Source organism: Priestia sp. TRN 1309 (genome assembly GCF_050846875.1).
Lineage (GTDB): Bacteria > Bacillota > Bacilli > Bacillales > Bacillaceae_H > Priestia > Priestia zanthoxyli.
In genome coordinates this window covers 1-20,923 of sequence record NZ_JBOZGM010000010.1, presented here as the reverse complement: position 1 = coordinate 20,923, position 20,923 = coordinate 1, and the positions used below count along the sequence as shown (strand labels likewise).

Annotated in this window: 24 protein-coding genes, 1 rRNA gene and 2 other annotated features; all 25 genes read right to left on the bottom strand. The window is 39.1% G+C overall.

All coding sequences use genetic code 11. The features are described 5' to 3' along the window. Positions 1-195: 195 nt before the first annotated feature. Entirely contained in the window at positions 196-798 is a 603-nt protein-coding gene (locus ACRPLQ_RS24960; protein WP_034263652.1) for a class I SAM-dependent methyltransferase, read from the bottom strand. A gap of 112 nt (positions 799-910) precedes the next feature. Continuing rightward, positions 911-1,273, bottom strand: coding sequence for a 50S ribosomal protein L7/L12 (gene rplL, locus ACRPLQ_RS24955; protein ID WP_013054917.1), 363 nt, complete (start codon positions 1,271-1,273; stop codon positions 911-913). Between the two features lie 44 nt (positions 1,274-1,317). After that, on the bottom strand, positions 1,318-1,818 hold the full coding sequence (rplJ, locus tag ACRPLQ_RS24950) for a 50S ribosomal protein L10 (RefSeq protein ID WP_013054916.1): 501 nt from the start codon (positions 1,816-1,818) through the stop codon (positions 1,318-1,320). Positions 1,819-1,858: 40 nt separating this feature from the next. Then, positions 1,859-2,002: a sequence feature (ribosomal protein L10 leader region), on the bottom strand. 65 nt (positions 2,003-2,067) lie between these two features. Next, entirely contained in the window at positions 2,068-2,763 is a 696-nt protein-coding gene (gene rplA, locus ACRPLQ_RS24945; RefSeq protein ID WP_013054915.1) for a 50S ribosomal protein L1, read from the bottom strand. Between the two features lie 110 nt (positions 2,764-2,873). After that, complete coding sequence (gene rplK / locus ACRPLQ_RS24940; RefSeq protein ID WP_013054914.1) at positions 2,874-3,299, bottom strand: 50S ribosomal protein L11; 426 nt, start codon at positions 3,297-3,299, stop codon at positions 2,874-2,876. 165 nt (positions 3,300-3,464) lie between these two features. Further along, a complete protein-coding gene (nusG, locus tag ACRPLQ_RS24935; RefSeq protein ID WP_014462032.1) occupies positions 3,465-3,998 on the bottom strand; it encodes a transcription termination/antitermination protein NusG in 534 nt (177 codons plus the stop codon). A gap of 195 nt (positions 3,999-4,193) precedes the next feature. Then, the gene (gene secE, locus ACRPLQ_RS24930; RefSeq protein WP_013054912.1) at positions 4,194-4,373 is read right to left on the bottom strand and encodes a preprotein translocase subunit SecE; all 180 of its coding nucleotides are present in this window, start codon (positions 4,371-4,373) and stop codon (positions 4,194-4,196) included. 53 nt (positions 4,374-4,426) lie between these two features. Continuing rightward, complete coding sequence (rpmG, locus tag ACRPLQ_RS24925) at positions 4,427-4,576, bottom strand: 50S ribosomal protein L33 (protein ID WP_013081365.1); 150 nt, start codon at positions 4,574-4,576, stop codon at positions 4,427-4,429. An 81-nt stretch (positions 4,577-4,657) separates the two neighbouring features. After that, a complete protein-coding gene (gene sigH, locus ACRPLQ_RS24920) occupies positions 4,658-5,308 on the bottom strand; it encodes an RNA polymerase sporulation sigma factor SigH (protein WP_028412660.1) in 651 nt (216 codons plus the stop codon). Between the two features lie 68 nt (positions 5,309-5,376). Continuing rightward, positions 5,377-5,886, bottom strand: a complete 510-nt coding sequence (locus ACRPLQ_RS24915) for an NYN domain-containing protein (RefSeq protein WP_013081364.1) — start codon at positions 5,884-5,886, stop codon at positions 5,377-5,379. A gap of 2 nt (positions 5,887-5,888) precedes the next feature. Beyond that, positions 5,889-6,632: a 23S rRNA (guanosine(2251)-2'-O)-methyltransferase RlmB gene (rlmB, locus tag ACRPLQ_RS24910; protein WP_014462034.1), complete on the bottom strand. Its 744-nt coding sequence runs from the start codon at positions 6,630-6,632 to the stop codon at positions 5,889-5,891. Then, on the bottom strand, positions 6,622-7,047 hold the full coding sequence (locus ACRPLQ_RS24905; RefSeq protein WP_013054907.1) for a Mini-ribonuclease 3: 426 nt from the start codon (positions 7,045-7,047) through the stop codon (positions 6,622-6,624). The genes rlmB and ACRPLQ_RS24905 overlap by 11 nt, the downstream gene beginning before the upstream one ends. Positions 7,048-7,054: 7 nt before the next feature. After that, complete coding sequence (gene cysS / locus ACRPLQ_RS24900; RefSeq protein WP_033580789.1) at positions 7,055-8,452, bottom strand: cysteine--tRNA ligase; 1,398 nt, start codon at positions 8,450-8,452, stop codon at positions 7,055-7,057. Beyond that, positions 8,442-9,098 (bottom strand): serine O-acetyltransferase, encoded by a 657-nt coding sequence (gene cysE, locus ACRPLQ_RS24895; protein WP_025753192.1) that lies wholly within the window; start codon positions 9,096-9,098, stop codon positions 8,442-8,444. Before cysE ends, cysS begins: the two co-directional genes overlap by 11 nt. 72 nt (positions 9,099-9,170) lie before the next feature. Further along, positions 9,171-9,394 (bottom strand) — a binding site (T-box leader). Between the two features lie 39 nt (positions 9,395-9,433). Continuing rightward, positions 9,434-10,891 (bottom strand): glutamate--tRNA ligase, encoded by a 1,458-nt coding sequence (gltX, locus tag ACRPLQ_RS24890; protein ID WP_028412658.1) that lies wholly within the window; start codon positions 10,889-10,891, stop codon positions 9,434-9,436. 105 nt (positions 10,892-10,996) lie between these two features. Continuing rightward, entirely contained in the window at positions 10,997-11,476 is a 480-nt protein-coding gene (gene ispF / locus ACRPLQ_RS24885) for a 2-C-methyl-D-erythritol 2,4-cyclodiphosphate synthase (protein WP_013054903.1), read from the bottom strand. Continuing rightward, positions 11,473-12,174 (bottom strand): 2-C-methyl-D-erythritol 4-phosphate cytidylyltransferase, encoded by a 702-nt coding sequence (gene ispD, locus ACRPLQ_RS24880; RefSeq protein ID WP_098113321.1) that lies wholly within the window; start codon positions 12,172-12,174, stop codon positions 11,473-11,475. Before ispD ends, ispF begins: the two co-directional genes overlap by 4 nt. Positions 12,175-12,199: 25 nt before the next feature. Continuing rightward, complete coding sequence (locus tag ACRPLQ_RS24875; protein ID WP_014462040.1) at positions 12,200-13,297, bottom strand: PIN/TRAM domain-containing protein; 1,098 nt, start codon at positions 13,295-13,297, stop codon at positions 12,200-12,202. Positions 13,298-13,444: 147 nt separating this feature from the next. Beyond that, positions 13,445-14,524, bottom strand: a complete 1,080-nt coding sequence (gene disA / locus ACRPLQ_RS24870) for a DNA integrity scanning diadenylate cyclase DisA (RefSeq protein WP_013054900.1) — start codon at positions 14,522-14,524, stop codon at positions 13,445-13,447. A 3-nt stretch (positions 14,525-14,527) separates the two neighbouring features. Beyond that, positions 14,528-15,904 (bottom strand): DNA repair protein RadA, encoded by a 1,377-nt coding sequence (gene radA / locus ACRPLQ_RS24865; RefSeq protein WP_013054899.1) that lies wholly within the window; start codon positions 15,902-15,904, stop codon positions 14,528-14,530. Positions 15,905-16,027: 123 nt separating this feature from the next. Further along, a complete protein-coding gene (gene clpC / locus ACRPLQ_RS24860) occupies positions 16,028-18,469 on the bottom strand; it encodes an ATP-dependent protease ATP-binding subunit ClpC (RefSeq protein ID WP_014462041.1) in 2,442 nt (813 codons plus the stop codon). Positions 18,470-18,489: 20 nt separating this feature from the next. After that, positions 18,490-19,563, bottom strand: coding sequence for a protein arginine kinase (locus ACRPLQ_RS24855; protein WP_013054897.1), 1,074 nt, complete (start codon positions 19,561-19,563; stop codon positions 18,490-18,492). A 3-nt stretch (positions 19,564-19,566) separates the two neighbouring features. Then, complete coding sequence (locus tag ACRPLQ_RS24850; protein WP_028412656.1) at positions 19,567-20,109, bottom strand: UvrB/UvrC motif-containing protein; 543 nt, start codon at positions 20,107-20,109, stop codon at positions 19,567-19,569. A gap of 41 nt (positions 20,110-20,150) precedes the next feature. Further along, a complete protein-coding gene (locus ACRPLQ_RS24845) occupies positions 20,151-20,612 on the bottom strand; it encodes a CtsR family transcriptional regulator (protein ID WP_013054895.1) in 462 nt (153 codons plus the stop codon). A 235-nt stretch (positions 20,613-20,847) separates the two neighbouring features. Beyond that, a 5S ribosomal RNA gene (gene rrf / locus ACRPLQ_RS24840) occupies positions 20,848-20,923 on the bottom strand; the annotation flags it as partial.

The following is a 20,923-nucleotide window of genomic DNA, read 5'->3' as shown; positions in this document are numbered from 1 at the left end:
ATATGTTTATTATTGAACAAAAGAAAAATGGTCTCTTTAAATAGAAAACCACAATTTCATAAAAACGTACTATTGATTTTATTAGTTTTTCCCATATAATTCAAAATTATACCTTTTATTTTATGTATAACCCGAGCTTATATGGAATATTTATATATTGGCATTTTATAATGCTAACATACTAAAAAATATTAGTCAACATTTTTTAGCACATATGATATAATACCCTTTTTTCTTTTCTACTACTTCTACTTCATTAAATAGAGATTCTAATTTCGCAAGAGCAGATGGCGCTCCTTGCTTTTTCTGAATCACAATCCAAAGTTCTCCTTGGTCAGCAAGGTGATCTAATGACTTTTCTAGAATTTCATGAACAACTTTTTTACCCGCACGGATCGGCGGATTACTAAGAATAGCTGCAAAATTCGTTTCCTTCACATTTTCATAGCAAGAGCTTTGATAGATTGAAACATTTGATACTGAATTAACTTCAGCATTTTTTTGAGCTAGTGCTAATGCACGTTCATTAACATCGACCATATGAACGTTTCTTTGGCTATCCTCTTTTGCAAGAGCCAACCCAATCGGGCCATATCCGCACCCAACATCCAGAAGCGGGCCGGGACTCTCAGGCATTTGAAACGTTTCAATTAACAGGCGCGATCCAAAATCGATCTCTTTTTTTGAAAAAACACCGCTGTCACTCGTAAATGAAAAAGAGGTTCCTCTCAATTCAAATGAAAAGCGCTCTTCATTACTTGCAGACGATGGTGTATTAGAAAAATAATGTTCTGTCAAAATAGAACCTCCTAATCAATATGTTCTTCTTTACTATAAATGAAAAGGATGACAGAAGCAAAAAAGCTCGCTTGTACAAGCGAGCTTTTTTATATCAGTTGTTAAGCAATAATTACTTAACTTCTACAGAAGCGCCAACTTCTTCAAGTTTAGCTTTTGCTTCTTCAGCTTCTTCTTTAGAAATACCTTCTTTAAGAGCTTTTGGAGCGTTATCAACGATTTCTTTAGCTTCTTTTAAGCCAAGACCAGTGATTTCACGTACTACTTTGATAACTTTGATTTTTTGTCCGCCAGCACTTTCAAGTACTAGGTCAAATTCAGTTTTCTCAGCAGCAGCTTCACCAGCAGCACCGCCAGCTACAGCTACAGGAGCAGCAGCAGTTACGCCAAATTCTTCTTCGATTGCTTTTACTAAATCGTTAAGTTCTAAAACAGTCATATTTTTAACTGCTTCAATGATTTGTTCTTGAGTCATTGTTAATTTCCTCCTTGTGATTGTGTTATATATAACAGACTAGATTATGCACCTTGTTCTTCTTTTTGATCTGCCACAGCTTTTGTAGCAAGAGCAAGGTTGCGAATTGGAGCTTGAAGCACGCTAAGCAACATAGAAAGTAAGCCTTCGCGAGATGGTAGTTCTGCAAGTGCTTTAATTTCTTCAACAGATGCAACATTACCTTCAATTACACCAGCTTTGATTTCTAACGCTTCGTGTTCTTTAGCGAAGTTGTTTAAAATTTTAGCTGGAGCAACAACATCTTCTCCACCAAATGCGATTGCATTTGGACCTACTAACGCATCATTAAGATCTGTTAGTTCAAGTTTTTCTACAGCACGGCGAGTTAAAGTGTTTTTGTAAACTTTGAACTCAATGCCTGCTTCACGTAATTGCTTACGAAGTTCAGTAACTTCAGCAACATTCAAACCACGGTAGTCAACGACAACTATTGAGTTACTCGCTTGAAGTTTTTCAGCAATTTCGTCTACGACTTGTTTCTTTTGTTCAATTACGTTGCTCATCTTTACACCTCCTGTAGATTTCCTTCCGTACACTCAGACAAGGTGCAATAAAAAACCTCCATGACAATAAAGACATGGAGGTGTAGTAAGCGAACCATAACGTTTCACTAATTTATCTCACACACCTCGGTAGGAAATTAAGCTTTGCAGCACCTACTGTCTACGGTACAAATGTTATTCTTTTTAACAACATTATCTATTATAATCAGGGACTTTCAAAAAGTCAACACCGATTTATTTCCAAATTTATTAAGCAGAGAATGAAGCAGTATCAACTTTGATACCAGGGCCCATTGTTGAAGTAACAGCTACGTTCTTCATGTATGTGCCTTTTGCTGCTGCCGGCTTAGCTTTTACCATAGTTTCGAAGATTGTAGTGAAGTTTTCAACTAACTTGCTCTCTTCGAAAGATACTTTACCGATTGGTACGTGGATGTTACCAGCTTTATCAACACGGTATTCTACTTTACCAGCTTTGATTTCGTTAACTGCTTTTTGAACATCAAATGTTACTGTACCAGTTTTAGGGTTTGGCATTAAACCTTTAGGTCCTAATACACGACCAAGTTTACCAACTTCACCCATCATGTCTGGAGTAGCTACGATTACATCGAACTCGAACCAACCTTGTTGGATTTTGTTGATGTAGTCAGCATCGCCAACGTAGTCAGCGCCTGCAGCTTCAGCTTCTTTAGCTTTTTCGCCTTTAGCGAATACTAATACACGTTGAGTTTTACCTGTACCGTTTGGTAGTACTACTGCACCACGAATTTGTTGGTCAGCTTTCTTAGGGTCAACTCCTAAACGGAATGCTACTTCTACAGTTGCATCAAATTTAGTTGTGTTTGTTTTCTTTACTAATTCAATCGCTTCTTGTACTGAATAAGTTTGTGTACGATCTACAAGCTTAGCAGCTTCAACGTACTTTTTACCTTTTTTAGCCATTTTTGTTTCCTCCTTATGTGGTTTTAACGGAATAACCTCCCACTAATAAAGGTTGCGAGCATAGGAAAACTTCCATTTCTCGCAACCTTCTAACACCCAATCAAATGGAATTAGTCTTCAACTACGATTCCCATACTGCGCGCTGTACCTTCTACCATGCGCATTGCAGATTCAACGCTAGCAGCGTTTAAGTCAGGCATTTTAGTTTCAGCAATCTCACGCACTTTGTCACGCTTGACTGTTGCAACTTTATTACGGTTTGGTTCACCAGAACCAGACTCAATACCAGCCGCTTTCTTAAGTAGTACAGCAGCAGGTGGAGTTTTCGTAATAAATGTAAATGAACGGTCTTCAAATACCGTGATTTCAACAGGAATGATAAGACCAGCTTGATCAGCTGTGCGAGCGTTAAACTCCTTACAGAAACCCATGATGTTAACACCGGCTTGACCTAATGCAGGACCAACTGGTGGCGCTGGATTTGCTTTACCTGCAGGAATTTGTAACTTAACAAGTTTAATTACTTTTTTAGCCACGAGACACACCTCCTTAAGTCCGTGATGTGGTAATAGGGCGATGCCCTCCCACTCAATGTTCTTTATATATAAAATAAAGAAATAGTTGTTTTAGTCTCTAGTTTTGAGACATACTGACTTATGAAATATTAACATTAAACTTCATGAATTGCAAGGTCTTACAGATTATATTTTTTCAATTTGTGTAAAGTCTAGCTCTACTGGCGTTTGTCTTCCGAACATATCGACATGAACCTTAACTTTACGTTTATCTGTATCGATTTCTTCAATGGTACCTTCGAAGTTTGCAAACGGACCTTCTTGAACCAATACTGTTTCTTTTAGTTCAAAGTCAAAGTCAGCATGCTGCTCGTCCATGCCCATTTGTTTTAAGATCATTTCTACTTCTTCTGGTAGAAGAGCAGTTGGCTTTGATCCAGAACCTGCTGAACCTACAAAGCCCGTAACGCCAGGTGTATTACGAACTACATACCATGAATCATCTGTCATGATGATTTCAACTAACACGTACCCTGGGAATACTTTTTTCTTTGTAATCTTTTCTTTGTTGTTCTTAATTTCTCTTTCTTCTTCTTCAGGAACAACAACGCGGAAAATTTTATCTTGCATACCCATTGTTTCTACGCGCTTTTCTAAATTTGTTTTTACTTTATTTTCATATCCAGAATAAGTATGGACTACATACCAATTTTTCTCCATTTCTGAGGACTATACGTCCTTCCCTCCCAGCTCACTATAAAATAAGATGTCCTAATCTATTGCACAGACAACGCACTAGGAAAATAGTTGACTCCTAGCACAATCATTCTTAAAGCAAATTAAAAAACCCGTCTCCGGGCTTTTCTGAAAAAAACATAATTTAGCTTTATTATACCATGATTTAAGTCAATTTATTCAAGGGATTAAACGAATAAGTGACGAAATTCCGTAATCAACTACTACAAAAAAGAGTGTCATAAATACAACTGTAGAAATAACAGTAATTGTATAACGAGTTAGCTCATTTTTTTTAGGCCAACTTACCTTCTTCATCTCACGCCCAACATCACGCAAGAAATTTCCTACACGGTTCATGTTTGTAACCTCCAATAAATTAAAAGGGGTATTAGTCTGTGCAGATTATTGATCTACTTTGTTTCACGATGAATCGTATGTGCGTTACACGTTTTGCAAAACTTCTTCATTTCTAAACGCTCTTCGTTTTGCTGTGTGTTTTTCATAGTCGTATAGTTACGACTAGCGCATTGCACACACGCAAGTACAACTTTTTTACGCATAATGTCAACCACCTATAGAGTGATAATGTCTATAAAAAAGTATCACAGACTTTCTTAGCATGTCAATATGAGGATAGAAGGCTACATTGTGATTTCACGAATCTCGAGGTAGCGCTCTAATTTCCTCTTCACACGCTGAAGTGCATTATCGATGGATTTGACGTGGCGGTTTAACTCTTCTGAAATTTCTTGATAAGATTGACCATCTAAATAAAGAACGAGAACTTTTCGCTCAAGATCACTTAACAGTTCAGCCATCTTTAATTCAATATCATCAAACTTCTCTCGATTAATGAGCAACTCTTCTGGATTTGCTACTTTTGTCCCCGAAATAACATCCATTAAGGTTCGGTCGGACTCTTCATCATATATTGGCTTGTCCAATGATACATAAGAGTTTAATGGAATATGTTTTTGCCTTGTTGCGGTTTTAATAGCGGTAATAATTTGCCTGGTAATGCAAAGTTCAGCAAAAGCTTTAAACGAAGTTAGCTTATCTTCTCTAAAATCTCTAATTGCCTTGTATAACCCTATCATACCTTCTTGTACAATATCTTCACGGTCTGCCCCAATTAAAAAATACGACCGCGCCTTTGCTCGCACAAAGTTTTTGTATTTATGAATCAAATACTCTAATGCGTCAATATCGCCTTTATGCACAAGATCGACAACTGTTTCATCCTCTTGTTGTTCGAAATGAGCATGCAGTTTTCTCCCATAAGTATCGCCCATATCGATCCCCCCGACCGCACAGTAGATAGAAATATTATACAGTAGCTAATTCCGTACCGTCAATAACCTCACCGCTGTCCCCGGCGCCATTTTTCGAAAATTTCGGCTACTTGATTGGAAAGTTGAATGCGTGCCGCTGGCTTTTGATTTTGAATAGACTTCACATCAAGATTAATATGTTTCTCAATTTGCTCAATTTCGTTGTACAATTCTCGAGCAGAAATTCTAAGCGCACCTTGTCCAAAGATTGCCCACTGCTCCGTAAAATCAGATGTAGCAACATGAATCTGTGTCTTTACATTGTTTAGCTCTTGAGCCAGCTTTTCAATGTACTCATCCGCTGTTTCATTTTCTCGTGTAAATACAACGTCAACCTTATGATTTTTTGCCTTCTTTTCAATTCCTTCGACCATATGAGCATCGAAGACAATAATGACACGATACCCCATATATGCTTGATACTCTGCCATCTTTTCAATTAACAGGTCTCGAGCACCCGCTAAATCATTATCTCTAAGCTTTCTTAGGTCGGGCCACGCACCTATCATGTTATAACCATCCACCAGTAGAATATCCATTTTTATTCACCTAGAGGATGGCGTTTTCGGTAAACCTCATACATGAGAAGACTAGCTGCTACAGATGCATTTAACGATGTAACATGCCCAACCATTGGAAGCTGTACAAGAAAGTCGCATTTTTCACGAATCAAACGACTCATGCCTTTTCCTTCACTTCCAATCACTAACGTAAGCGGCATACCTCCATCTAAGTTGCGGTAATCGTCACTTTCTTTCGCATCCGTTCCAACAATCCATACGCCTCGATCTTTTAATTCATCAATCGTCCTTGATAGGTTTGTTACCCTTGCTACAGGAATATGTTCAATCGCTCCTGTAGACGCCTTTGCTACAGTGGCCGTTAATCCAACTGAACGGCGCTTTGGAATAATGATACCGTGTGCGCCAACGGCATCGGCTGTTCGCATAATAGAACCTAAATTATGGGGATCTTCGAGCTCATCTAATAGAAGGAAAAACGGACTTTCATTACGTTTTTCCGCTAAGTTAAATAAATCATCTAACTCTGCATACTGATAAGCAGCAACTTGTGCAGCTACTCCTTGATGAATACCGTCTACCATTTGCTCAATTTTCTTTTTCGGTACAAACTGCACCAATACACCATTACGTTTTGCTAACTGCGTGATTTGCCCCATAGAACCGCCTTGCGATCCTTCGGCAATCCATAGTTTGTTAATGTCACGCCCAGACTTTAGGGCTTCTAGGACCGGATTACGTCCAATGATAAATTCATGTTCCATGATTCATTCCTCCCTCTCCTTCATCGACGAAAGAGATAGCTTTAGTAATAAGTTCCATCATTCTTTCTTCTTCACCTAAAAGATACAAATAGCCTACGACCGCTTCAAATGCTGTACTGTAGCGATACGTTTGCACATCTGTGTTTTTAGGGACTGTACCAGACTTTGCATTGCGTCCTCGGCGCAGTACACCTTCTTCTTCTTCAGTAAAAAAGTTTTCATTTTTAAAATAATATACAATTTGTGCTTGTGCTTTTGCTGATACGTATTTTTTAGCTTTATTATGAAGCTGGTTAGGGCGCACTGTCCCTAACACCAGCAGGTGGCGGCGAACATGTAAATCAAACACCGCATCACCCATATAAGCAAGAGCTAAGCTATTTAGCTGTTTTACATCTAATTTACTGCTGCTCATAACACTATTATCCTCTTTTCCATCTTGTTCCTTGCGCCGTATCTTCTAAAATAATATTTTTAGCCTTCAATTCATCTCGAATTTGATCTGCTAATTGGAAATTACGATCTTTACGAGCTTGAATACGATCTTGGATCAATTGATCAATTTCTTCGTCTAAAAGTTCAGCTTCTCCAAATGCAATGCCTATTGCAGCACCTAGTTCTTTAAACTCTTTAATAAAGGCTTCAATTACATCTGTAGACGTTGTTTGTTCTAATAAATACAAGTTAGCTTGCTTTGCTAGCTCGAACAGAACAGAAATGGCATTTGCCGTATTAAAATCATCATCCATCTCTTCAACAAAGGTTTCGCGGAGCTCTTTTAGCTTTTCGAACCATTCTGAAGCATCTTCTTGAAGATTTGTTGCTGCCTCTAGACGGTGAGTTAAGTTGCCATAAGCTGTTTGCAGACGCTCAAACCCTTTGCGCGTATTCTCTAAAATTTCTTCGTTATAGTTAATTGGGTGACGATAGTGAACAGATAAAATAAAGAATCGAAGTAGAGAAGGATCATGCTTTTTAATAATGTCATGAACTAACACGAAATTCCCTAGTGATTTAGACATCTTTTCATTATCAATATTGATATATCCGTTATGAAGCCAGTATTTCGCAAACGATTTCCCAGTGAGCGCTTCTGATTGAGCAATTTCATTTTCGTGATGAGGGAAAGCTAAATCCTGGCCGCCTGCGTGGATATCAATTGTATCACCTAAATACTTGCGTGCCATCGCCGAGCATTCAATATGCCAGCCTGGTCTTCCTTGACCCCAAGGGCTATCCCATGCAATCTCTCCATCTTTGGTTGCTTTCCAAAGAGTAAAGTCTAATGGATCTTCTTTCTTTTCTCCAACTTCGATACGAGCACCGGATTGCAATTCATCAATGGACTGATGTGATAATTTTCCGTATCCTTCAAATTTACGCGTACGATAGTATACGTCGCCCTCTGACTCATACGCATAGCCTTTTTTCACCAGTTCATCAATGAATTCAATAATGATATCCATATTTTCAGTTACGCGTGGATGCACATCGGCATGCTTGCATCCAAGAGCTGACGTATCTTCAAAGTAGGCATCGATAAAGCGGTTTGCGATCGTTGGAACATCTTCTCCTAACTCTTTTGCTGCCTTAATTAATTTATCATCCACATCTGTGAAGTTTGAGACATACTCCACGTCGTAGCCTCTAAATTCTAAATAGCGGCGCACCGTATCAAATACGATCGCAGGACGTGCATTTCCAATATGAATATAGTTATACACGGTCGGTCCGCACACGTACATTTTGACTTTGTTTTCTTCTAGCGGTACAAACGTCTCTTTTTGACGTGTTAACGTGTTATATAGCTTAATTGCCATGGTGAATCTTCCCTTCTTTTAATTCCTTTAATTGATTTTGCAGGTGTAAAATTTCTTTCTCTAGCTGTTTGAAACGCTCTGCATCTGGATCTGGCAAATCTTGATGATTCAAATCTTTTGGAATCCGGACGCCATTTTGAATGACGACTCGGCCAGGGATACCAACAACCGTTGAGTTTTCTGGGACGTCATTTAACACAACTGAGCCTGCTCCAATTTTGGAGTGCGCATGAATCGTAATCGATCCTAGCACTTTAGCACCTGTTGCAATTAAGACATTGTCTTCAATCGTCGGGTGACGCTTTCCTTTTTCTTTCCCTGTTCCTCCGAGTGTTACTCCTTGATATACTGTTACATTATCTCCAATTTCGCACGTTTCCCCAATAACAATTCCCATTCCGTGGTCAATAAAAAAGCGGCGGCCAATTTTCGCACCCGGATGAATTTCAATCCCTGTGAAGAATCGGCTAATTTGTGAGATTACACGTGCCAGAAAAAACCACTTTCTTTTAAAAAGCCCGTGAGCGAATCTATGTGCCCAAATAGCATGCAACCCTGAATAGGTTAATATCACTTCAATATAACTTCTTGCTGCAGGATCTTGTTCAAATATGGCCTCAATGTCTTCCTTTAACAACTTTAGCATCATCTCACCCCAATTCCGCTATTCCTCTATCTACTCATTGATTGTATAAAAAAACGCCCCTATGTCAAATGACACAGAGACGTATATACGCGGTTCCACTCTGTTTGGATCAACAAACAATCCCAACTCTTCTCTCATAACGTGAAAGTAACCGCTTTTGCCTACTTACTTAGTAGCATTCAACAAAAGACTCAAAGGCGCACTTCAACAAGTTTTGTCATAGGTTACTTTCAGCCGGTGATAACCCTCTCTGATATGCAATGAACTTGCCTACTCTTCCTTCTCAACGATATCCATATTTGATTATTTTATCATATGGGCAAAATAGAAATTTGTTAACTATAAATGCTTTCTAGACGAGCTAAAACTGTTTCTTTCCCTAAAAGAGAAATAGCTTTTGGAAGCTCGGGACCGTGTGTTTCGCCTGTTGTTGCTACACGAATTGGCATAAATAGTTTTTTACCTTTTTGACCTGTTGCTTTTTGTACAGCCTTTGTTGCTGCCTTAATTTCATCAGCGCTGAATTCTTCTAAGGAAGAAATCTCTTCAGCAAATGCTTTTAACACTTCCGGTACTTGTTCTTCAGCAAGTACTGCTTTTGCTTCTTCACTGTAATCAATTTCTTTCTTAAAGAACATTTCAGTAAGTTCAACAATCTCAGCGCCAAAGCTCATTTGTTCTTGGTATAGAGCGACTAAGTCACGTACCCATTGTTCTGTTTCTGCATCGCGCGTTTCTTCAACTTTTCCAGCTTTCACTAAGTGAGGAACTGATAAAGCTACTACCTCGTCTAAATCCAATTGTTTCATGTATTGGTTGTTCATCCAACGTAATTTGCTTGTATCAAATAGTGCTGGAGATTTTGATAAACGAGCTGGGTCAAAAATTTCAATAAACTGTTCTTTAGAGAAAATTTCTTCTTCTCCCACAGGTGACCAGCCAAGCATTGTAATAAAATTAAATAGTGCTTCTGGCAAGTAGCCTAATTCTTTATATTGCTCGATAAACTGAATGATTGACTCATCACGTTTACTTAGCTTGCGACGATTTTCATTTACGATTAACGTCATATGACCAAATACAGGAGGCGTCCAACCTAAAGCTTCATACACAAGAATTTGCTTCGGTGTATTGGAAATATGGTCATCTCCGCGTAGAACATGTGTCATCTTCATTAGATAATCATCAATGGCTACAGCGTAGTTATATGTTGGTGTACCGTCTTTTTTCACAATAACGAAATCACCAATGCCTTCAGACTCAAACGATACTTCATCTTTGACAATATCATTCCACTTAATTTCTGTGTTACTAGGAACACGGAAGCGAATGCTCGGCTCACGGCCTTCTGCTTCTAGTTCAGCACGCTGTTCAGCTGTTAAGTTACGGCACTTACCTGAATAGCGCGGCATTTGACTGTTCGCCTGCTGTTCTTCACGCTCTTTTTCAAGCTCTTCTGACGTACAGTAACAGTGATAAGCTAATCCTTTTTCAAGAAGTTCTTCCGTATATTTTTGATAGATTTCCGTACGTTCAGACTGGCGGTAAGGACCGTACTCCCCGCCTACGTCGATACTTTCATCCCATTCAATACCTAACCATTTTAAATAGCGCAGCTGACTTTCTTCGCCGCCTTCGATATTACGCTTTTGATCTGTATCTTCAATACGGATAATAAATTTACCGTTTTGATTTCGTGCAAATAAATAATTAAATAGTGCTGTTCTTGCATTCCCTATATGAAGATGTCCAGTTGGACTCGGGGCATAACGAACTCTTACTTCGCTTGACATAACTAAGATGACCTCCAATTTAATATTACTTATAGTATGTATTTATATGTTTTAGACATGTTCTAATTTTATCACCAAATAGGTATCTGTCAAAGTCAACTGTTTTTATTTTTGATAAACTAAAACGGCTGCTTGGGCAGCGATTCCTTCTTCACGTCCCGTAAAACCTAACTTTTCTGTTGTTGTTGCCTTGACGTTAATTTGAGAAATGCTTGCTTCTAACAGCTGCGCAATACGCTCTCTCATTGGTTCAATGTAAGGAGCCATTTTAGGTTTTTGCGCGATAATCGTGCAATCTACATTGCTTAATTCATAACCTTCATCTTTTAGTAGTTTCCATACGTGTTGAAGAAGCTTTGCTGAATCAGCATCTTTAAATTCAGGGTCTGTATCCGGAAAATGCTTTCCGATATCTCCTTTAGCCGCCGCTCCTAATAAGGCATCTGCGATTGTATGTAATAGCACATCTGCATCTGAGTGGCCTAATAATCCTTTTTCATACGGAATTTCTAAACCGCCGATGATTAAAGGTCTTCCTTCTGCAAATTCATGTACGTCGAAACCTTGTCCTACTCGAATGTTCATTTTTCCACTCCTTCAGTCCTGTTTAGCTTTGTTAATATAGCTTCTGCATATAACAAATCTTCTGGTGTTGTTAGTTTTATATTATCGTAATTTCCCTCTACAATCGATACTTTTTGTCCTGCTTTTTCTACTAAGCTTGCATCATCGGTGCCTAAGTATTCATTTGTTTTTGCTTTTTCGTGTGCATCCATTACTACATCAAAAAGAAAAGCCTGCGGCGTTTGAATAGCCCACAAGCTAGAGCGCTCAACTGTTTCAATGACAGTCCCCTGTTCCACACGCTTAATTGTGTCTTTTACTGGAACAGCCAGTACAGCAGCCTTATCACTAGCAGCTTTTTCTACTAACTCATGGATTGTGTTTTGTTGAACAAATGGTCGAGCGCCATCATGAATTAATACCATCTGAGCCTGCTTTAGACTTTTAAGGCCGTTATAAACGCTATGTTGACGTTCATCGCCTCCAACTGTCAATGATTGAACCTTTTGAATTGGATATTCAGCTAATAACTCTTCAAAAATCGCCACTTCTTTTTCGTTTACAACTAGTACAATTCCACTGCACCAAGGATCTTGTTCGAATTTTTGCAGCGTATGAATGATAAGCGGAACGTTTTGAATAGTTAAAAATTGTTTGTTCCGCCCCGCTTTCATTCGCTTCCCCTGCCCTGCAGCTAAAACGATAATTTCATACTTCATAGGTATACTCCCTTTACCTGTTACGTCACAGTGCTTTTTCTAATAACTTGGGTTTCGCAAAAATCATACGGCCTGCTGAGGTTTGGAGTACGCTCGTCACCAGTACATCAATTTGCTTTCCAATGTAATTTCTTCCTTCTTCTACCACGATCATTGTACCGTCATCAAGATAGGCAATACCTTGATTATGCTCTTTACCGTCTTTTATAACCAACACATTCATTTCTTCTCCCGGAAGCACAATTGGCTTAACGGCATTTGCTAAGTCATTAATATTTAAGACGCCGACATTTTGAAGTTCACATACTTTATTTAAATTAAAGTCGTTTGTAACGACCAACCCAGAAGTCAGCTTTGCCAATTTGACCAGCTTACTGTCCACTTCTTGAATGTCTTCGAAATCGCCTTCATAAATTTCTACCTTCATTGCCAGTTCCTTTTGAATACGGTTTAGAATATCTAGACCTCGTCTACCTCTGTTTCGTTTTAGAACATCCGACGAATCAGCAATATGCTGAAGTTCCTCAAGCACAAAGCGCGGAATAACAATCGTTCCGTCTAAAAATCCTGTTTGACAAATATCTGCGATACGACCGTCAATAATAACGCTTGTATCTAAAATTTTAAGAGACTTTAGTGATTCTTCATTATCTGCTTCTTCTTCTTGCCCTTTTTTCTTCCCAATTCGAGATGGCATGGAAAACACGTTCACAAGCTCATCACGTTTTTTAAACCCGACTTGAAACCCTAAGTAACCTAAAAGAATACTTAGAAAGATTGGTAAAATGGTACTTACTACTTGAAGTTGAATTCTGCCTAAAAAAGCTCCGACCAAGTAGGCCACAATAAGCCCTAAAATCAATCCTAAGCTACCAAAAAGTACATCCGTTACAGGCGCCTTCAGCAACGCCTCTTCCACTCGGCGAATTAATTCAACTATATAATCAACAATCCAAAACGTGACAAGGAAAAACAATATAGCTCCCAGTATTGCATCGACGTAAGGTTTTTCTAGAAATGCTACATCTTGCAGATTTAATAATTGAATAAGTTCAGGTATAAAAAAGACGCCCAATGTACCACCTGTAATAATAAAAAATAACTGTACAAAACGTTTTAACACGCCTTCACCTCCCTTTATCATTATAAACAGTTTACAATGATTGAAACCTGTTATTTAACCAAAAAACAGAATTTGTAAACAAACTGTCACTTTTTTTGTATTTTCACAATATCTTAATGAATCAAACATTTAATGTCAATTAATATCCTATAGCTGACGGTTTGTAAGATGCTGCTCTTTTAGTCTTTTTAGGCCTTCTCTGATTTTCCTTGCTCGAATTTCACCGATGCCTTCTACCTCATCCAATTCTTCTACCGACGCATCTGCTATCGTTTTTAAATCCCCTAATTCATCAATGAGATTTTCAATAATAATCGATGGAAGTCTTGGAATTTTATGAAGCATTCGATACCCTCTAGGAATAACGCTGTCTTCAAAGCTTGTATACATAGGATATCCCATTAAGCGAAGGAGCGTTTGGTCATCGAGAAGAACATTATTTGACGGCTGCTGCATGCGTTCAATTACTCGGTAAGGGTCAAAGCTGAGGTCATACATATAATCTTTGATTAATAAAGTTGCTTCTTCCTCTAAGTGAGAAAGCAGTTCATTCATTTGGAGACGAATTAGCCTTCCTTCTGTTCCTAACTCGCTAATATAGCTCAAAATTTCATTTTTAATACGCAAAACCATTTCTGTACGATGAAGCGACTGCAGCACATCTGTGTGAGTTACTTGCTCTTCAAACTCTAATGCACTGAGACTTGTAATCGATTCATCTAATACCGCCTTGTACTTTTCAAGGGTTCCAAGCGCTTGATTCGCTTTTGCTAGAATAACGCTAATGTCTTTCAATACATACTGAAGAGACCCTTTGTAAAGCGTAATCACATTCCGTCTTTGTGAAATGGCTATCACCAATACACCTGACTGCTTAGCTACGCGCTCCGCTGTACGGTGACGCATTCCTGTCTGTGAAGAAGGAGTAGAGGGATCTGGCATGAGCTGAGCATTAGCAAACAATATCTTGCTTCCGCTGTCGTTTAAAATAAGCGCTCCATCCATTTTGGCTAACTCGTATAAATGCGCAGGTGTAAATGCACAATTAATCGAAAATCCTCCATCTACCATCTTTTTGACTTGTTCATTGTAGCCCATAACAATTAAGCCGCCCGTCTTTGCCCGCAAGACGTTATCGATACCGTCACGAATAGGGGTTCCTGGTGCTACAAACTGCAGAATTTCTGATATTTGTTTTTGACTAACTGTTGTTTTTTCTCCTTCCACTGCTTATCCTCCTAATGTATATTGCAGAGCCTCCGCTACTGTTGATACCCCAATCACATCAATACCATCTGGGACTTTCCATCCTCCTAAATTTTTCTCCGGAATAATAATTCGTTGGAACCCTAATTTTACCGCTTCTTGAACGCGCTGTTCAATTCTAGACACTCGGCGTACTTCGCCTGTTAATCCTACCTCTCCTACAATAACATCTGTAGCGCTAGAAGCAGCATCTCTGAAGCTTGAAGCAATGCTAACGGCTACAGCTAAATCGATTGCTGGTTCATCTAATTTCACTCCACCTGCTACTTTTAAATAAGCATCTTGATTCTGCAGCAGCATTCCTACACGCTTTTCTAAGACAGCCATGATAAGCGAAACGCGATTATGATCTACTCCTGTCGCCATTCTTCTAGGGTTTCCAAAGCTCGTTGGACTGATTAGCGCCTGCAGCTCTACTAATACGGGTCTTGTCCCTTCCATTGAAGCGACAACAACCGAACCTGCTGCTCCCTGAGACCGTTCTTCTAGAAAGATTTCAGATGGATTCAATACTTCTTCTAGCCCACTTTCTTTCATTTCAAAAATGCCCATTTCATTTGTAGATCCAAATCGGTTCTTAACCGCTCTTAATATACGATACGTATGATGGCGCTCTCCTTCAAAATAAAGAACCGTATCTACCATATGTTCAAGAAGTCTTGGACCCGCAATGGCCCCTTCTTTCGTTACATGACCCACAATAAAGATGGCAATGCCATTCGTTTTAGCAACACGCATTAGTTCAGCCGTACACTCTCGCACCTGTGAGACGCTTCCTGGCGCTGATGTCACATCAGCATGGTAAATGGTTTGAATTGAATCAATCACCACAAAATCAGGCTGCATGCTTGAGATGGCCTCTAGTATTAATTCTAAGTTTGTTTCTGCGTGAACATAAAGCTCTTCAGCTTTTACACCTAGCCTGTCCGCTCTTAACTTCGTTTGTTTGGTTGATTCCTCTCCCGAAATATATAGTACTTTATTTTGTTTCATTGCTAACTGCGCGGAGGTTTGCAAAAGTAAAGTAGACTTTCCGATACCCGGATCTCCCCCTATTAAAACGAGTGACCCTCTGACAATACCGCCTCCTAATACACGGTTTAACTCTGCAGAAGGTGTAAAAATCCGTGGTTCTGTTGTAGATTCAATCGCTGTAATTGACTGAGGTTTTTGAACTTTAGAAGCAGTAGCTCCGGAAAAAGCTCCTCGGCGTGATGATTTCGTTTCTTCCATTTCTTCCACCATCGAATTCCAGCTTCCGCATCCAGGACATTTCCCCATCCATTTTGCGGATTCATATCCGCAATGCTGACATGCAAATTTTGTTTTTCGTTTCGCCATTATGTTATCAATCTCTCCGTTCATTCAATCGATTTCTATCTCTATTGTACACTATTTCCTAAGCTAAAATAAAAAGGGAGGCATACGTGTTTTTTCGTATGCCTCGTCTTGGTTTGAGTAAATTTAGCTGATGCTGCTTGGAGCGGAGGATTTAACAACAAATTCTCCTTTGTCTACATCTAGCGTCACTTTCTGACCTTTTTGAACAACCCCTTTTAGCAGCTCTTCAGATAAACGGTCTTCAATATGTTTTTGAATTGCTCTACGAAGTGGACGAGCGCCGTATTCTGGGTCAAAACCTTCCTCTGCAATCTTATCAATTGCTTCTTTTGTTAATTCAAGATCAATTTCTTGCTCTTTTAAGCGTTTTGTTAACTGGTCCGCCATTAATTTAACGATTTCAGCTAAGTGAGGTTTCTCCAATGAATGGAAGACGATAATTTCATCGATACGGTTTAGGAACTCCGGACGGAATGCGCGCTTCATTTCCGCCATTACTTTTCCTTTCATATCTTTGTAGTCTTGGCCTTCTGCTTCTACTGTGAACCCTAAGTGCTTGCTTCGTTTTAATGTGTCCGCACCTACGTTTGATGTCATAATTAAAATCGTATTACGGAAATCGACTGTACGGCCTTTTGAATCTGTTAAGCGTCCATCTTCTAACACTTGTAATAAAATGTTAAATACATCCGGATGTGCTTTTTCAATTTCGTCTAAAAGAACAACTGAGTAAGGTTTTCTTCTTACTTTTTCCGTTAACTGGCCGCCTTCTTCGTATCCAACATATCCTGGAGGTGAACCTACTAAGCGTGAAGTAGAATGTTTCTCCATGTACTCAGACATATCGATACGAATCATTGCGTCTTCGTCGCCAAAGATTGACTCCGCTAATGCGCGTGCAAGCTCTGTTTTACCAACCCCTGTTGGTCCTAAGAAAATGAATGAACCAATTGGGCGTTTTGGATCTTTCAAGCCTGCTCTAGCACGGCGCACAGCTTTTGCAACTGCTTTTACCGCTTCTTCTTGCCCAATTACACGAGAGTGAAGAATCTCTTCCATGTTTAGCAGTCTTTCTGTCTCTTCCTGTGCCAGTTTAGAGACCGGTACACCCGTCCAGCTAGATACCACCATCGCAATATCTTCTACGGTTACAGCTGAGTTTTCTTTACCTTGCTGCTCTTTCCAAATTTTCTTTGTGTCTTCTAATTCTTCGCGTAGGCGTTGTTCTGTATCGCGTAAAGATGCTGCTTTTTCAAATTCTTGACTTTGAACAGACGCATCTTTTTCATTGCGTACTGATTCTAATTTTTGCTCTAATTCCTTTAAATTTGGTGGCGTTGTAAATGAACGTAGACGCACTTTTGAACCAGCTTCATCAATTAAATCGATTGCTTTATCCGGTAAGAAACGATCTGAAATATAGCGATCTGATAGTTTCACCGCTTGCTCGATTGCCTCATCAGAAATAGATACTCGGTGATGCGCTTCATAACGGTCACGAAGCCCTTTTAAGATTTGAATAGACTCTTCCAACGTTGGTTCATCCACTTGAATTGGCTGGAAGCGACGCTCTAACGCTGCATCTTTTTCAATATATTTTCTGTATTCATCTAAAGTCGTAGCACCGATACACTGAAGTTCTCCACGAGCAAGAGACGGTTTTAAAATATTAGAAGCATCGATAGCACCTTCTGCACCACCAGCGCCAATTAATGTGTGTAACTCATCGATAAAGAGAATGATATTACCTGCTTGACGAATTTCATCCATTACTTTCTTCAGGCGATCTTCAAATTCTCCGCGATATTTTGTACCAGCCACGACCGTTCCCATATCCAAAGTCATAACGCGTTTGTCACGTAAAATTTCTGGAACTTCATTGTTGACGATTTGCTGAGCCAAACCTTCAGCGATTGCCGTTTTACCGACACCTGGCTCCCCAATTAATACAGGATTGTTTTTTGTACGTCGGCTTAACACTTCAATAACACGCTGAATTTCTTTCCCACGTCCGATAACAGGGTCTAAGCTTCCTTCGCGCGCTACAACTGTTAAATCGCGTGCTAAGCTGTCTAGCGTAGGTGTATTGGCATTTGAAGAACCTCCGCCTTGATGGCTTGAAGCAGCTTCATTGCTACCTAATAAATGAAGTACTTGCTGACGAGCTTTATTTAGGCTGACACCTAGATTATTTAAAACGCGTGCTGCAACGCCTTCACCTTCACGAATTAAGCCTAGTAAGATATGTTCTGTTCCTACGTAAGAATGACCAAGCTTTCGGGCTTCATCCATTGAAAGTTCAATGACTTTTTTCGCTCGAGGTGTATAATGAATGGTCTGCGTTAATTCTTGGCCTCTGCCAATTAATGCTTCCACTTCTTTTTGAATTTTTTCAGTGCTTAGGCCTAGAGCAGAAAGAGCTTTTGCTGCAATTCCTTCACCTTCACGAACGATACCTAATAAAATGTGCTCCGTTCCAATGTTGTTGTGACCTAGGCGTAGTGCTTCTTCCTGTGCTAAAGCTAATACTTTTTGTGCGCGCTCTGTAAATCTACCAAACATCATATAATCGTCACCCTCCACGTTTAATTTGTGTTTTTATTTATAGTGAGACGTTCTCGAATTAAGGTGGCTCTTTTAATGTCACGTTCCTGAGGCTTTAGGGGCCCTCCCGAATACTTTTGTAAAAAGCCTGGCTGCGTCATAATGATAAGTTCATTCAATATATTTTGACTCAGTCCTTTTATATACCCTAAATCGATTCCTAATCGAACATCTGATAAACATTGTGAAGCTTCTTTGGACTCAATAATACGGCTATTGGCCAATACTCCATATGAACGATACACTCGATCTTCTAACTCTACATGAGATGTTTTAAACAGTGCGTCTCTTGCAGAGTGCTCTTGTGTAATTAACTGCTGTACGACACTATTTAAATCTGCCACAATATCTTCTTCAGATTTCCCTAAGGTTATCTGATTAGAAATTTGAAAGATATTCCCTAAAGCTTCGCTACCTTCTCCATAAATTCCTCTCACCACTAAGCCAAGCTGGTTAATAGCGGGAATAATACGATGAATTTGACGGGTCATCACTAAAGCCGGCAGATGCATCATCACAGATGCACGTAGCCCAGTACCCACATTTGTGGGACAGCTGGTTAAATACCCTCTATTTTCATCAAACGCATAATCTACGTATTTCTCAATCCAATTATCTACTTTATTCGCTGTGCTTAAAGCTTCAGATAATTGAAGGCCTGGAAATAAACATTGTATGCGTAAATGATCTTCTTCATTAACCATAATACTCAAATCTTCTTTTTCTGATAAAAAACAAGCTCCGTTGTTGTCTCCTTCAGCCAAGTTAGGACTGATAAGATGTTTTTCAACCAACACTTGCTTTTGAAGAGGCTGTAATTCGTTCATCTTTAGTAAATGCAAATTCCACTGATTGGTGTTCTCGCTTTTTTGAAAAACTTGCTCAAATACTCGAACCACTTCAACTGCTTGTTCTTTAGAAAAGAGAGTTGGAAAAAGATAATGAGTTAAATTTCGAGCCAGCCTGATTCGACTGCTTAGCACAATATCTGAATTCGAAGCTTCTTGACGCATCCAAGAGCTAACAGGCTGGGAAAAGAACAAATCCTGGGACATGAATTACGCTTCCTCCTCTCTCGATTCGTTCATCTTCTTTTCTAGTAATCGAATGTGATCTCGGAGTTCGGCTGCTTTCTCAAACTCCTCTTTTTCGATATACTCTTTTAAGTTCAATCTTAATGCCTGTAATTCCTTTTTTAAATGAAGATTACTTGCAATTCTTGCTGGTATTTTTCCATGATGTAGATAATTACCTCCATGCAGCCTCTTCAAGAAAGGAATAAGAGGTCGCTCAAATGTTTTGTAGCAATCTGCACATCCAAACCTGCCGATTTTAGCAAATTTTTGATATGTCATGCCACAAGTAGGACAAGAAAGAACGTCCTGACTTTGTTTCTTATAATTTTCAGTTACTGCTGGGTCTAGGTTAAGTAGGCCAGCTAGTAAGTTATTGATTGAAAAACCTTGCTGATTTGAAAAAGAAAATGCATCTCCATTTTCTGAAGCGCATTGTTCACATACGTGCATCTCCGTCTTTTCACCATTAATAATTTTTGTGAAGTGAAGAGTTGCAGGTCTCGTTTCACATTGCTGACAAATCATCCTGTCATCACTCCCTGTTCTAAATAAAATAGATCATGAGCTTATCGGTAGCGTAATGAATTAAGCATTGCTTTTAAAAGATTGGCTCTTAGCTCATCACGATAAGGAAGTTCAATATTAATAACTGAACGATTGATAACGCTCAACATGATTTTTGCTTCTCGTTCTGTGATGACTTTTTCTTCAACTAACCTAATAATGACATTTTCAGCACTTACTTGTGAAATTTCATTTTGAATCATCTCAATCACTTGCTGAAACAAATCCGCTGCATCATGCATTTTTACTTTTGCAATACGAATAAATCCGCCGCCGCCTCGCTTACTTTCTACAAGATAACCTCTCTCAACCGTAAAGCGGGTATTGATAACGTAATTAATTTGCGACGGAACGCATTGAAATTTATCAGCAATCTCACTGCGCCTTATTTCAACAATTTCTCTTTCACTTAATTCAAGTACTTGTTTTAAATACTGTTCGATAATGTCAGAGATATTTGGCACGCTGCCCCCTCCTTCTGACTTTGACTATATTTGACCTTAATTTAAATATAAAAGGAAACGAAAAAATTTTCAACTATGTACTATTAAAGTTTATTCTTTACTTTTATCGTTGCCACTAAAATTTATTTCAAAACCTGCAAATCGCGAATTTTATTGTTCTTACTATACTTTTTCATAAAACAAATAAATTGTAAACAAAAAAGGACTAGCTAAAATAGCTAGTCCTTTTTCAGGTGCCTGGCAACGTCCTACTCTCACAGGGACAAAGTCCCAACTACCATTGGCGCTAAAGAGCTTAACTTCCGTGTTCG

Bases quoted from the DNA above. Each gene is read 5' to 3' on its own strand.
- ACRPLQ_RS24905 (WP_013054907.1), bottom strand. From the start codon at position 7,047: ATGAGCAGCAGTAAATTAGATGTAAAACAGCTAAATAGCTTAGCTCTT.
- ispD (WP_098113321.1), bottom strand. From the start codon at position 12,174: ATGAAGTATGAAATTATCGTTTTAGCTGCAGGGCAGGGGAAGCGAATG.
- rpmG (WP_013081365.1), bottom strand. From the start codon at position 4,576: ATGCGTAAAAAAGTTGTACTTGCGTGTGTGCAATGCGCTAGTCGTAAC.
- gltX (WP_028412658.1), bottom strand. From the start codon at position 10,891: ATGTCAAGCGAAGTAAGAGTTCGTTATGCCCCGAGTCCAACTGGACAT.
- ACRPLQ_RS24850 (WP_028412656.1), bottom strand. From the start codon at position 20,109: ATGATTTGTCAGCAATGTGAAACGAGACCTGCAACTCTTCACTTCACA.
- radA (WP_013054899.1), bottom strand. From the start codon at position 15,904: ATGGCGAAACGAAAAACAAAATTTGCATGTCAGCATTGCGGATATGAA.
- rplL (WP_013054917.1), bottom strand. From the start codon at position 1,273: ATGACTCAAGAACAAATCATTGAAGCAGTTAAAAATATGACTGTTTTA.
- rlmB (WP_014462034.1), bottom strand. From the start codon at position 6,632: ATGGAACATGAATTTATCATTGGACGTAATCCGGTCCTAGAAGCCCTA.
- clpC (WP_014462041.1), bottom strand. From the start codon at position 18,469: ATGATGTTTGGTAGATTTACAGAGCGCGCACAAAAAGTATTAGCTTTA.
- cysE (WP_025753192.1), bottom strand. From the start codon at position 9,098: ATGCTAAAGTTGTTAAAGGAAGACATTGAGGCCATATTTGAACAAGAT.
- sigH (WP_028412660.1), bottom strand. From the start codon at position 5,308: ATGGGCGATACTTATGGGAGAAAACTGCATGCTCATTTCGAACAACAA.
- nusG (WP_014462032.1), bottom strand. From the start codon at position 3,998: ATGGAGAAAAATTGGTATGTAGTCCATACTTATTCTGGATATGAAAAT.
- ACRPLQ_RS24915 (WP_013081364.1), bottom strand. From the start codon at position 5,886: ATGGATATTCTACTGGTGGATGGTTATAACATGATAGGTGCGTGGCCC.
- cysS (WP_033580789.1), bottom strand. From the start codon at position 8,452: ATGGCAATTAAGCTATATAACACGTTAACACGTCAAAAAGAGACGTTT.
- ACRPLQ_RS24855 (WP_013054897.1), bottom strand. From the start codon at position 19,563: ATGTCCCAGGATTTGTTCTTTTCCCAGCCTGTTAGCTCTTGGATGCGT.
- secE (WP_013054912.1), bottom strand. From the start codon at position 4,373: ATGAACCGTGTAGGAAATTTCTTGCGTGATGTTGGGCGTGAGATGAAG.
- ispF (WP_013054903.1), bottom strand. From the start codon at position 11,476: ATGAACATTCGAGTAGGACAAGGTTTCGACGTACATGAATTTGCAGAA.
- rplA (WP_013054915.1), bottom strand. From the start codon at position 2,763: ATGGCTAAAAAAGGTAAAAAGTACGTTGAAGCTGCTAAGCTTGTAGAT.
- rplJ (WP_013054916.1), bottom strand. From the start codon at position 1,818: ATGAGCAACGTAATTGAACAAAAGAAACAAGTCGTAGACGAAATTGCT.